Below are 11,817 nucleotides of genomic sequence, written 5' to 3'. Positions count from 1 at the left end.
TGATCAGAAGAGCTGTCGGACTCGCGGGCCCCATGATCGGGGAACTCCAGCACCACGATCCCGTCGGCCAGGTTCAGCGCTGTCTCCACCGAGTCGGTCAGCCGCTGCTTGGAGCTGGCCTTGACGGTCAGGCGGTCGACGACCACCTCGATGTCGTGTTTTTCCTGTTTCTTCAGCTTCGGCGGGTCGGTCAGTGAGTGCACCACCCCGTCGACGCGCACGCGGCTATAGCCCTGGGAATTGAGCTTGTCGAAGAGGTCGACGAACTCACCCTTACGGGTCCGCACCACCGGCGCGAGCACCTGGAACCGCAAGCCCTCATCCATGGCGAGCACTTGGTCGACGATCTGCTGCGGAGTCTGGCGGGCGATCCGCTCACCGCAGACCGGGCAGTGCGGGGTGCCGGCCCGCGCGTAGAGGAGGCGCAGGTAGTCGTAGACCTCGGTGATGGTGCCGACGGTCGAGCGCGGGTTGCGGTTGGTGGACTTCTGGTCGATGGACACCGCCGGCGACAGGCCCTCGATGAAGTCGACGTCGGGTTTGTCCATCTGGCCGAGGAACTGCCGGGCGTACGCCGACAGCGATTCGACGTATCGACGCTGCCCCTCGGCGAAGATCGTGTCGAACGCCAGCGACGACTTACCCGACCCGGACAAACCGGTGAAAACTATCAGCGCATCGCGCGGCAAGTCGAGGTCGATACTGCGCAGGTTGTGCTCGCGTGCACCCTTGACAATCAGGCGGTCAGCCAACGGTGTCCCTTCCAAGTCCTCCCGCACGACATAGTTGGTGCCCATGCTATGTGCCCCCACCGACAACCCCCAGACAAGCCCGATACCGTGAGCTATATGACTGTCGTTGACGACAACTACACCGGCCATGTCGAGCCCCGGACCGCCGCTCGTCGCAAGCTACCTGGCGCGTCGCTCGTCAAGGTGTCTGTGGGCTCGATGGACAACAACGCCTACCTGGTGACGTGTTCCCAAACGGGCGAGACACTACTCATCGATGCCGCCAACGACGCCGAGATTCTGCTCGAACTCATCGAGCGCTACGCCCCGAAGCTGTCCCTGATCGTCACCAGCCACCAGCACTGGGATCACGTGCAGGCGCTGGCCGATGTGGCCAAGGCCACCGGTGCGCCGACCGCCGCGCACCAACTCGACGCCGACCCGCTTCCGGTCAAGCCTGACCGCATCCTCGCCAACGGGGACACCATCAAGATCGGCGAGTTGTCTTTCCACGTGATCCATCTGCGCGGCCACACACCGGGGTCGGTGGCGCTGGCTCTCGACGGCGCCGACGACGCGACGCACCTCTTCACCGGCGACTGCCTGTTCCCCGGCGGCATCGGCAAAACCTGGAAAGAGGGCGACTTCGAACAACTCCTCGGCGATGTGACCAGCCGTGTGTTCGACGTCTACGGCGACTCGACCGTCGTCTACCCGGGGCATGGTGACGACACGACGCTGGGCGCGGAACGGCCGCAACTAGCCGAGTGGAAAGCGCGCGGCTGGTAGATCCGCTCAGGGCCGGTGCGTCCACTCGACGGGCAGCCGTTTGATTCCGTGGATGAACGCCGAGTGCAATATCGCCGGCTCCTCGACGGCGACGACATCGGGAATCTGTCGGTAGAGCTCGGAGAACAGCACCCGTATCTCCCGGCGAGCCAGGTTGGCACCCAGGCAGAAGTGTGCACCGCCACCGCCGTAACCGACATGCGGATTGGGATCCCGCGTCACGTCGAACAGCCACGGATTGGCGAACTTGGACTCGTCGCGGTTGGCGGAGTTGTACCACATGGTGACCTTGTCGCCGGCCTTCATCGTGATACCACGCATCTCGATGTCCTCGGTGAGGTTGCGCCGCATGAAGATGACCGGGGAGGCCCATCGGACGATCTCCTCGACGGCCGTAGCAGCAACACCGTCGAAGTCGGACCACCAGATGTCGCGCTGCTCGGGGTACCGGGTGAGCGCAACCATGCCGTGACTGATCGCATTCCGCGTCGTTTCGTTGCCGGCCGCCGACAGCAGAATGAAGAACGACGCGATCTCCGTCGACGTCAGCCGTTCGCCGTCGACCTCGGCCTGCACGAGGTTGGTGGTCAGGTCGTGGCCGGGCCGGGCCCGCCGCTCCTCGGCCAGAGTGACGCCGTAGTCGGCGATCTCGGTGATCGTCTCGATCACCTCGTCGAACTCACCGGACGCCTCGGCGTCGCCGACGCCCAGCATCACGTTCGTCCAGTGGAAGACCTTCTGCTCGTCTTCCTCCGGAATGCCCATCATGTCGCAGATGATTTGCAGCGGCAGTGGACCAGACACCTCGGCAACGAAGTCGGCGTCGGCGTCGGGATGGTTGGCGATCAAGTTCGTCACGAGCCTGCGCGCCCGGTCGCGCACACTCGCCTCGATGCGGGCCAGCACCTTCGGCGTGAATGCACGGTTGACGATTTTCCGCAGCCGTAGGTGACGAGGGTCGTCCAGGCTGATCATCGACCCGACGAACTCGGCGATCTCGGCGGGCACGTCGTTGAGCGCCGTGCTCGTCGGGATCGAACTGAAGATCTCGGGGTGACGGCTCACGTCGTGCACGTCGTCGTGGGTCGTCAACGCCCAGTGCCCGGCGCCCGGCGCGAACCCCGCGATCTCGGGCACCTCGAAGAAGGTGATCGGCGACTCGCGGCGCAGCGTCGCAAACGCGCCGTCGCGCATGTCGTCATCCCAATCCCAGAACTCCAAAGTCCCCAGGTCGATGTCGGCGAGTGCAACGTCGGGCGGTGGCGTCCCGTTCTTGCGGGGCGCGATAGGAGTCTTGATGATCGTTGCCGTCATGACTGACCTCTCCGTCAGCCTGAGTGTGGCATTAGTAGATTGCTTGGTGAAGGAGAAAGGGCGGAAATGAACAACGACCAGTTCAGCAAGGCCAAGAACGGCGCCGGCTTCATCGCCGCGCTCGACCAGAGCGGCGGCAGCACCCCCAAGGCGCTCAAGCTCTACGGCATCGCCGAGGACGCGTACTCGAACGACGAGCAGATGTTCGACCTGGTGCACGAGATGCGCACCCGCATCATCACCAGCCCGGTGTTCGGCGGCGACCGCGTCATGGGCGCGATCCTGTTCGAGATGACGATGGACCGCACGATCGAGGGCAGGCCGTCCGCCGACTACCTGTGGAACGTCAAGAACATCGTGCCGTTCCTGAAGATCGACAAGGGCCTGGCCGACGAGAAGGACGGCGCCCAGGTGATGAAGCCGATGCCGGGCCTCGACGCACTGCTGGACCGCGCTGTCGAAAACGGGATCTTCGGCACCAAGGAACGCTCGGTCATCAAGCTGCCGGGCGCGGGCCTTGACGCGGTCGTGGCGCAGCAGTTCGAAATCGCTCAGCAGGTCCTCGCCAAGGGTCTTGTCCCGATCATCGAGCCCGAGGTCGACATCAAGAGCCCGCGCAAGACCGAAGCCGAAGACCAGCTGAACGCCGCGCTCCTCGAGGGCGTCAACAAACTCCCCGACGACCAGGTCGTGATGCTCAAACTCACGCTGCCCGACGCCGACAACCTGTACAAACAGCTCGTCGACCATCCCAAGGTGCTGCGCGTGGTGGCGCTCTCCGGCGGCTACAGCCGCGACGAGGCGTGCGAGAAGCTGGCCCGCAACAACGGCGTCATCGCGAGTTTCTCGCGGGCGCTGACCGAAGGGCTCACCGCACAGCAGAGCGACGAGGAGTTCAACGCGACGCTGGATGCGGCGATCGCCGAGATCGCCAAGGCGTCGAGCACCTAAGAGCACCTAGGCGTCAGCCGACGACCGGCAGGATCTCGCTGCGGCCGATCTTGCGTCCGAGCTTGCTTAGTCGAAGAGTGCGCGACAGCCACGTGCCGCGCGTCAGGTAGAGCTGCGTTTCCTGCGCGCCGACCGACACCGCGGTTCGCCTGAGCAGCTGAACGGACCGCGAACTTCAGAACCCAAGTAGCGCTTGACAATTGGCCGGGTGAGACCGACCACCCAATCGGTCAGGCTTCGGTCGAACAGGTCGACGTCTGATTGCGCGATCGCTTCGATCACGGCCGTTGCTGCCTGCATGTCGTGATGGTCCGATCGCGGGCGGCGCGCCGCCAGAGCCGAACGGCAGCAACTGCCGGTGACCTAGTTCCCTTCTTGCGACCTCAGGGAGTCGTGTGGACGATGAGCACGTCTGTCTTGGACCGCCGCGCCACGTTGGCGGGCACCGACCCAAGGAGCCGGCCGGCGATGGTGCTCAGGCCGACGTTGCCGACCACGAGGAGATCGGCCTTGACTTCCTCGGCGAGATCGACCAGGGCGTCCACCGGAGCGCCGACGATCGCCTTCTCCTCGATGTTCGCGGCCCCGGCGGCCTTCGCACGGTCGCGGGCCTCACGCAGGATCGCGTAGATAGGCGCGTTGCCGGACATCTTGTAGCCCTCGTCCTTGAGGACGTCGGCTGCGCGCTGATCTTCGCTCTGCGGGAAGTATGCCGTCGCCACGATCACCTTCGCGTTCGCCCCGGCGGCAATCTGTCCGGCTCTGTCCACCGCGCGCAGCGATGAATCTGATCCGTCCGTGCCGACCACGACGGTCTGATAGGCGCTCATGCATACCCTCCCAGTGTCAGTTACTCGCCACCCGAGACAGTAACCGGTTGCCATTGACCAGGGGCGCGATTGACGACACCCGATCGTAACCGCCAGTGACCGTGGAAGCCCCCAACCGTGATCGACACGACGCTGTTGGCCGTTCGGCCGATTGCGTCGCAGCGGAGTTGCTGGCGTGACCCAGATCAATAGCGGCACAGCGCGAATCCGGACATTGCCTCCTTCCCCGACGAATTTGCCGCGGCCACAACGAAAGTCGTCACGCGCCCTACGACGGCGTCAAAATCGGCAACCATAACCGGGTTTCGGCAAGCACGACGGGTTTGCGCAGGTTACCGTTTTGCCGTCGCTGAAAGGGGTACGGGTCGAGCGCGTGGATCTTTCAACCAGACCGGAGCGCCTTGCGCGCGTCCAACAGGCAGAGCGGGTTCGGACCGGACGATTCGACCCCGCAATCGTCGCGGTGTTCGCGACGGCGGTCTGCGCTGCGGGTGGCGCAAGGCCGTCGTTGTGGTTCGACGAGGCCGCGACGATCTCGGCGTCGACCCGGTCGGTGCCGGAACTCTGGCGGCTGATCCACAACATCGACGCGGTACACGGCCTGTACTACCTCGTCATGCACGGCTGGTTCGCGATCTTTCCGGCCACCGAATTCTGGTCTCGACTGTCCAGTGGACTCGCAGTGGGTGCCGCGGCGGCCGGGGTCGTCGTGCTGGGCAAGCAGTTCTCCGGCCGAACGGTGGCTGTGTGTGCGGGCATCCTCTTCGCGATACTGCCCCGCATCACGTGGGCCGGCATTGAAGCCAGGTCGTATGCGCTGACGGCCGCAGCGGCGGTGTGGTTGACCGTGCTCTTGGTGATGGCCGTGCGACGCAGCTCCTCGGCGCTATGGCCGCTGTACACGGTGGCGCTGGTGCTCTCGACGTTGCTCAACGTGTTCACGGTGCTGATGGTGCTGGCGCACGCGGTGGTGATCGCGGTGATCGCCGACAAACGGTCGACGGTCGCGCGGTGGGCGGTCTCATCGGCATTCGCGCTGGTGATCGTGGCGCCGTTTCTGGTGTTCTGCCGCACACAGATCGCACAGGTCAGGTGGATCTCGCCGCCGAACGCGGGCACAGTGCTCGACATCGCGCAAGAGCAGTACTTCGACCACAGCGTCCCGGTCACGATTCTCGCCGGCGTCGTTCTCGTTGCCCCGTTGATGTTTCGCCGGTTCCGTGCGCCGGACAGCCGAGGCCTGGTGTTCATCACTGTCGCATGGATCGCCTTGCCGACGGTGGTGCTGCTGGCGTACTCGGTCTGGCAGTCGCCGATCTACTACCCTCGCTACCTCTGCTTTACCTCGCCTGCCATCGCACTGCTGTTGGCGGTCTGCATTGTGGCAGTGGTGCGAACACGTGAGCGGGTCACGGCGGTGCTGGCCGCGTTCGCGTTGGCGGCGACGCCGAATTACCTGCTGACGCAGCGCGGCCCGTACGCCAAGGAAGGCATGGACTTCAGCCAGGTCGCCGACGTCATCACCGCACACGCCTCCCCCGGCGACTGCCTGATCCTCGACAACACCGCGGCGTGGAAACCGGGTCCGATCCGGCCGTTGACGGCGGCCCGCCCGGCCGCCTATGCGAAGCTCGTCGATCCTGGGCGCGGGCAGCGCGCCGCCGACCGTAACCGGTTGTGGGACGCGCATGTCGCGATCTGGAGCGTGGCCGACCGCGTTCGCCACTGCACTGTTCTGTGGACGGTGTCGGAGCGCGACGACACCGTGCCCGAGCACCAGAGCGGGCTTGGACTAGATCCGGGGCCGCGGCTCAAACGGGCACCGGCGTATCAGGTGCCCCAAGGCCTGGGCTTCCATATCGTCGAGCGGTGGCAGTTCAGTTTCGCCCAGGTCGTCAAATCAACTCGATAGCGCCGGCCGTGGCTGTTCTCCGAGATGATGTCGGTGCAACCGGATGTCGTCGTCCTGATGGGCGCGACCGCCGCACAGTCGTTGATGGGCAGCACATTTCGGCTGACCGCTCACCGCGGCGAGGCGCTACGCCTGCCCATCGCCGAAGAGGTGACCACTCTCGATTTCGACCCACAGGTGGCGGTCACGGTGCACCCGTCATCCGTGCTGCGCGGGCCGCCCTCCGAGCGTGAGCAGGCGTTCGACGCGCTGGTGTCGGATCTGCGGTTCGCCGACGGACTGCTGCGCCGTAGGACATGATCGTTTGAATGCAGGACACGGCCGATCGCGTCATCCGACTGCGGGACGGACGATCGATGGGTTACGCGCAATACGGCGATCCCGGTGGCGTTCCGATCGTCAACGCGCACGGCGGGATGGCCTGTCGCCTCGATGTCGCTGCGGCAGCGCCCGTCGCCGAGAATGCCGGCGTACGGCTGATTTCACCCGACCGACCCGGCATCGGCCTGTCCGATCCACAGCCGGACCGCACCGTCACGGACTGGGCGCGCGACGTCGAGGAACTCCTGGACCGCATCGACGTCGACCACTTCGCGGTCATGGGGTGGTCCATGGGTGGACAGTACGCAGCGGCAGTGGGACATGTTCTGCGCCAACGGGTTACGCGTGTGGCGATCATCGCGGGCGCCTTGCCGTTGACTGAGCCGGGCGTATTCGATCAGTTGCCGACGATGGATCGCGTCTATACCAGGCTGTCGCAGCGAACGCCCCGGCTGGCTCGGCTGGGCTTTCGGGCGATGGCAGCGTTGGCTCAGTGTGCGCCGACGCTGTACGGCCGAATGGCAGCGAGCGAACTGGGGGCAGCGGACGCGGCCGTGCTGCACGAGGACGGATTCGCCGACTTTGCCCGGATGTCGCACGAGGCGCTACGCAAGCCTGCCGGAGAGGTCGAGGAGTACCGCGCGTGGATGCGGCCGTGGGGTTTTGATCCCGCGGATCTCGATGTCCCGGTCGATATCTGGGTCGGCAGTGACGACGAATTCGTCCCTCGCCCGTGGTCGCATGAACTGGCGCGCCGGATTCCGGGCGCCACGCTCAACATTCGTCCGGGCGGGCATTTCATGGCGCACCTGCATTACCGCGAGATCTTCGAGATGCTGCGCGGCTAGTACAGGTCGACGCGGCGGTCGTCGAACAGGTGGACGTGTTCGGTCAGCGACTTGTCGTGCGTGGCCGCGAGGTCGATGTCGGCTACGGCCATGGCCGTGCCAGGACCGGCCGCGGCTGCCACCCAGCCGTCGGGATCGACGATGGCGCTGCCTTCCGTCCATCGTTGGCCGCGCTCGACGCCTGCCCGGTCACAGCACGCGATCGCGAGCTTGTTGGTCCTGGCCGTCGACATCGCGGTGATCACCTCACCAGGATGCTCACCCTCGGGCCGCGGGAACAGCGGCCAGTTCACCGGGGCGGCGATGAGTTCCGCGCCGTCCAGTGCGACGCGGCGGGTGAGTTCGCCGAACTCGATGTCGTAGCAGACCATCACGGCGATATCGCCGTGTTTTGTCTTGACGACGGTCGGCCGGGTGGCGCCCGGGGTGAAGATGAGCTTCTCCCGGTCCCACAGGTGGGTTTTGCGGTAGTGAGCGAGCACGTCGTCGCCGTCGACCATAACCGCGCTGTTATACAAGTTGCCGTCGTCACCGAGTTCGCAGAACCCGCCGATAACGATCGAATCTTTGGCGGCCGCAGACCATTTGGAGAAGTCCGATAGCCTGAGCGCAACGGCGCGTGCTTCGTCGGCGTCGTGGAACATGTAGCCCGACGTCGCCAATTCGGGCAGCACGACGATGTCGGCGCCCTCGGCGACGGCGTCGCGGATCTGGCGCTCGATCGCCTCGGCGTTGGCTGCCAGGTCCCCGATCGTCGGCGCGAACTGACAGCACGCGATGCGGGTCATGGCGGAAGGCTAAAGGAATCCGGCGGCTCGGGCGCGCCGTCACCACTCCCGTCGGATTGCCGTCAGGCCTGCATGTGCCGCAGTGTGCGGAGTGCTTTTCGCCGACCATGCAGTGCCTTCGCAAACGAAGTCATGCGGGATCGGCAGTGAACCGGGCAGCAGCGGAAACCCGGGGACGGCGTCGGCGAGCGGTGCGATTGGAACGGCAACCGGTGGCACTGGCGGCAGGCCCGCGGCGGCCGGTACCGGCACGACCGGGACGGCTGGCGCAGGCGCAGGCGCAGGCACGACACTTGCGGCCTCAGTGATCGGAGCGGCCTCGACCGTAGCGGCCGCAGCGATCGGGGCCGGCGGGGGCGGGATGTTCTCGACAGGAGCGGCGAGCGGGGCGGCCTCGACCGGCGGAGGCGGAGGGAGCGCCTCGACTACCGGAGGCGGTGGCGGGGCGGCGGCCGCGGCCTCTTCGATGGGAGCGGCTGGAAGTGGTGGCGCTGCCTCGACGGGCGCGGCAAGCGGTGCGACCGGTGCCGTAGGCGCTGAGGGTGCTACGGCGGCGGCCTCGACGACGGGGGCCGCCGCAACCGGAGGGGCCGTAACCGGAGCCGCCGCGACCGGAGGGGCGGCAAGCGGAACCGGTGGCGCCGGCGGAAGCCCAGCAACCACGGGAACCGGCGGGACGGGCGGCAATGCGCCCGCCAGCGGCGCGGCCACGACCGGAACGGGTGGCACTGGCGGTGGCACCACAGCGGCGGCCTCAGAAACGGGTGCGGCCACGACGGGCGGCGCGACGTCGGGAATGGGCGCGGCAGGCACGGGCGGCAGCGGATTAGGCGCTGCGGCGGCTGTCAGACCTTGGACGAGGCTTTCGAGTGGGACGGGCGGGAGCGGGGCAGCCGTCGCGGGCGCGCTGAACGCCGAGGCCCCCGTCGCGGGCGCGCTGAGCGCCGAGGCCGCCGTGTTGAACGATTCAGGGATGCTGGACGGGGCCGCGGCGAATTGTTGCACCATGTCGAGGCATGGCACACCGGGACTTGGGTCGGCGGCGGCAGTGGAGTTCAGCACGACAACAGGCCACAGCAACCCCGCAGTCGCCACAGCGGTCACGGCCAGGCGATTCGTGGTGCGTGACATGGTGTTCCCGGATCTTTCTTTCAGCGCGGCCCCCGAGTGATCGTCGTTGTGTTACGAAAGTTACTCAAGTGATAGATGTGACAGTTACCGAACCGATGCCAAGCGGTGGCGATCCGGTGATAGCAACACGAAACACCTTGTCGCCCAATATGGTTTGCTAGCAAACTCGCTTTTGGCTGGGCAGCGCGGCTCGGCCGCTAGGAGAGCCTCATGGAATACCCCATAAACCCTCCGCTGGAGTGCGACGTCGTGATGAAGGGAGGCATCACGAGCGGGGTGATCTATCCCCGTGCCGTGTGCAGGCTTGCCACGACCTATCGGCTGCGATCAGTGGGCGGCGCATCGGCCGGCGCCATCGCGGCGGCTGCCGCTGCCGCCGCAGAGCTCGGGCGCGCGACGGGTGGTTTCGAGCAACTCGAAAACCTGCCGACCGTGATCAATGCCCCGTCGCCGGCTGGCGGGTCGACGCTGTTCCGGCTATTCCAGCCGACCCGCGCCACGTATCCGCTGTATCGAGCGTTCACGGCCGCAATGGGCCAGTCCTGGAAGATTTTCCGCATATTCGTCGCACTGCTGCGCGGGTTCTGGCTGTGGGCACTCGTCGGTGCGTTGCCCGGCATCGCCGTCTTCGTGGTGAGTGCACTCGGAAGTGGACCCGCGCGCTGGGCCGGAATCGTCGGCGGACTTCTGCTTGCTGCGCTCGGCAAGATCCTCGGTATCGCCGCTGGTGTCGCGAAGATGCTTGCCGGTGTGCCGCAGGCGGGCTTTGGGTTGTGCACGGGCATGCCCGGTGCGGGCAGCGACGGTGCGGCGGCCCTTACGCCCTGGTTGCACGCGCAGCTTCAGGCCATGGCGGGCAGGCAAGAAGTACTGACGTTCGGCGACCTTGCCGATGGCGGCGTCGATCTTCGGATGATGACCACAAATCTCAATCGGCATCAACCGATGGCGATGCCGTGGTCTACGCAGGAGTATTTCTTCGACCCGAAGGAGATGCGGCGGCTATTTCCAGAAGACGTCGTCCGATGCATGGAAGAGCACCCGCCGATCGCAGCGGCTGACGGAACTCCGTTGCCCCCCAGCGAAATTCGGAAACGAGATCTGCTGCGCGCGCAGGCGTTGCCGTTGCGCCCCTTCCCGGCACCGCGCGACGTTCCAGTGGTCGTCGCGACGCGCATGAGCCTGAGCTTCCCACTGCTCATTACGGCGGTCCCGGTCTATGCCGTCGACTATTCCGTCGCCGCCAACCGGGATGCGCGCAAGGCTGCCGAGGACTGGCTTCGCGACAACCCGACCGGGGACCTCAAGGACGCCGCGGCCCGGCTACCTCGCCGAGGGTTCGGGCCCAACTGGTTCTCTGACGGCGGCATCTGTGCGAACCTGCCGGTGCACTTCTTCGATGCGCCGCTGCCGACGCGTCCCACCTTCGCCGTCGACCTCGCGCCATTCCCGCCGAGCCGGGCCGAGAACGACGACGAGTCGGAAAACAGTTATCTCCCAACGACAAACGCGGCCGGGCAGCTGCGGCCGTGGTCATCGCTGCCGAACTCCGGCATCAAAGGTTTGAAGTCGTTTCTGTTGGAGATCGTCGATACGGCCCGCAGTTGGGTGGACGCCGGTCAACTCGTCATGCCCGGTTACCGGGACCGGATCGTGACGATCTGGCACACCGACGAACAAGGCGGCATGAACCTGGCGATGCCCGCGCCGGTCGTCGCAAAACTGTCGAGCCGCGGCGACGCGGCGGCCGCGAAACTCGTCGCGCAGTTCGCAGGCACGCAGCCCGGCGTCGAGCCGACATGGGGCTGGGACAACGACCGGTGGATTCGCTTCCGCGCTGCGACAGCGGGTTTGGACGCTTGGCTGGAGAGGTTCCGCGAGAAGTACGCGACCGATGTGCCGGGTGCGACGCCCTATAGCCGACTGGCGGGGCCGGGCGCAAATGCGGAGCTTCCGTCCTACAACCTGACGCAAACCCGCCGTGAACAGGTGAACACCCACACCGACGAACTGCTCGACATGTCGGATGCGTGGGCGGGCGACGACGCCATGGCCTACAACGCACCACGGCCACGCCCGCGGATGCGGCTCGTGCCGGATGACGGCACAGCGGCCGGCCTCCGGGCCGATGGTGCTGAACCGGTCGGCGACGTCGACGGGCTTTCCTAGAGACCAGCCCCCGGCGGTCGTCAGCATGCGCTG

At 66.2% G+C, this 11,817-nt stretch carries 9 protein-coding genes and 3 pseudogenes; 6 read left to right on the top strand and 6 right to left on the bottom strand.

The window, feature by feature from the left end:
• Nucleotides 1-752, bottom strand: a pseudogene (locus VJV41_RS16865) (excinuclease ABC subunit A); the annotation flags it as partial.
• A 96-nt stretch (nucleotides 753-848) separates the two neighbouring features.
• Here VJV41_RS16865 and VJV41_RS16860 point away from each other — a divergent pair.
• The gene (locus VJV41_RS16860; RefSeq protein ID WP_325335692.1) at nucleotides 849-1,520 is read left to right on the top strand and encodes an MBL fold metallo-hydrolase; all 672 of its coding nucleotides are present in this window, start codon (nucleotides 849-851) and stop codon (nucleotides 1,518-1,520) included.
• A 6-nt stretch (nucleotides 1,521-1,526) separates the two neighbouring features.
• Here VJV41_RS16860 and VJV41_RS16855 read toward each other — a convergent pair whose 3' ends face one another.
• Nucleotides 1,527-2,834 (bottom strand): cytochrome P450, encoded by a 1,308-nt coding sequence (locus VJV41_RS16855; protein WP_325335690.1) that lies wholly within the window; start codon nucleotides 2,832-2,834, stop codon nucleotides 1,527-1,529.
• 66 nt (nucleotides 2,835-2,900) lie between these two features.
• Here VJV41_RS16855 and VJV41_RS16850 point away from each other — a divergent pair, with 66 nt between their 5' ends.
• Complete coding sequence (locus VJV41_RS16850; protein WP_325335688.1) at nucleotides 2,901-3,785, top strand: fructose bisphosphate aldolase; 885 nt, start codon at nucleotides 2,901-2,903, stop codon at nucleotides 3,783-3,785.
• A gap of 22 nt (nucleotides 3,786-3,807) precedes the next feature.
• Here VJV41_RS16850 and VJV41_RS16845 read toward each other — a convergent pair.
• Nucleotides 3,808-3,927: pseudogene (locus tag VJV41_RS16845) on the bottom strand (glycerol acyltransferase); the annotation flags it as partial.
• Between the two features lie 241 nt (nucleotides 3,928-4,168).
• Nucleotides 4,169-4,615, bottom strand: coding sequence for a universal stress protein (locus VJV41_RS16840; RefSeq protein ID WP_325335686.1), 447 nt, complete (start codon nucleotides 4,613-4,615; stop codon nucleotides 4,169-4,171).
• Between the two features lie 373 nt (nucleotides 4,616-4,988).
• Here VJV41_RS16840 and VJV41_RS16835 point away from each other — a divergent pair, with 373 nt between their 5' ends.
• From VJV41_RS16835 to VJV41_RS16825, 3 genes and pseudogenes are all read left to right on the top strand, one after another.
• Nucleotides 4,989-6,527 (top strand): hypothetical protein, encoded by a 1,539-nt coding sequence (locus tag VJV41_RS16835; protein WP_325335684.1) that lies wholly within the window; start codon nucleotides 4,989-4,991, stop codon nucleotides 6,525-6,527.
• A gap of 3 nt (nucleotides 6,528-6,530) precedes the next feature.
• A pseudogene (locus tag VJV41_RS16830) lies at nucleotides 6,531-6,827 on the top strand (uracil-DNA glycosylase family protein); the annotation flags it as partial.
• A gap of 8 nt (nucleotides 6,828-6,835) precedes the next feature.
• A complete protein-coding gene (locus VJV41_RS16825; RefSeq protein ID WP_325335682.1) occupies nucleotides 6,836-7,696 on the top strand; it encodes an alpha/beta hydrolase in 861 nt (286 codons plus the stop codon).
• Here the strand turns inward: VJV41_RS16825 and VJV41_RS16820 are convergent.
• Nucleotides 7,693-8,484, bottom strand: coding sequence for a nitrilase-related carbon-nitrogen hydrolase (locus VJV41_RS16820; protein ID WP_325335680.1), 792 nt, complete (start codon nucleotides 8,482-8,484; stop codon nucleotides 7,693-7,695). The genes VJV41_RS16825 and VJV41_RS16820 overlap by 4 nt on opposite strands.
• A gap of 39 nt (nucleotides 8,485-8,523) precedes the next feature.
• Nucleotides 8,524-9,615, bottom strand: a complete 1,092-nt coding sequence (locus tag VJV41_RS16815) for a hypothetical protein (protein ID WP_325335678.1) — start codon at nucleotides 9,613-9,615, stop codon at nucleotides 8,524-8,526.
• A 210-nt stretch (nucleotides 9,616-9,825) separates the two neighbouring features.
• On the opposite strand from VJV41_RS16815, the gene VJV41_RS16810 reads away from it, so the two are divergent.
• Nucleotides 9,826-11,784 (top strand): hypothetical protein, encoded by a 1,959-nt coding sequence (locus VJV41_RS16810; protein WP_325335676.1) that lies wholly within the window; start codon nucleotides 9,826-9,828, stop codon nucleotides 11,782-11,784.
• The last annotated feature ends 33 nt before the right edge of the window (nucleotides 11,785-11,817 follow it).

Origin of the sequence: Mycobacterium sp. (assembly GCF_035274705.1) — a bacterium.
Lineage (GTDB): Bacteria > Actinomycetota > Actinomycetes > Mycobacteriales > Mycobacteriaceae > Mycobacterium.
Note: the sequence above shows the minus strand (reverse complement) of the source record. Positions and strands in the feature narration are given on the sequence as shown.

Excerpts from the sequence above, each read along its gene's own strand:
- VJV41_RS16860 (WP_325335692.1), top strand. The coding sequence starts at position 849 with ATGACTGTCGTTGACGACAACTACACCGGCCATGTCGAGCCCCGGACC.
- VJV41_RS16855 (WP_325335690.1), bottom strand. The coding sequence starts at position 2,834 with ATGACGGCAACGATCATCAAGACTCCTATCGCGCCCCGCAAGAACGGG.
- VJV41_RS16850 (WP_325335688.1), top strand. The coding sequence starts at position 2,901 with ATGAACAACGACCAGTTCAGCAAGGCCAAGAACGGCGCCGGCTTCATC.
- VJV41_RS16840 (WP_325335686.1), bottom strand. The coding sequence starts at position 4,615 with ATGAGCGCCTATCAGACCGTCGTGGTCGGCACGGACGGATCAGATTCA.
- VJV41_RS16825 (WP_325335682.1), top strand. The coding sequence starts at position 6,836 with ATGCAGGACACGGCCGATCGCGTCATCCGACTGCGGGACGGACGATCG.
- VJV41_RS16820 (WP_325335680.1), bottom strand. The coding sequence starts at position 8,484 with ATGACCCGCATCGCGTGCTGTCAGTTCGCGCCGACGATCGGGGACCTG.
- VJV41_RS16815 (WP_325335678.1), bottom strand. The coding sequence starts at position 9,615 with ATGTCACGCACCACGAATCGCCTGGCCGTGACCGCTGTGGCGACTGCG.
- VJV41_RS16810 (WP_325335676.1), top strand. The coding sequence starts at position 9,826 with ATGGAATACCCCATAAACCCTCCGCTGGAGTGCGACGTCGTGATGAAG.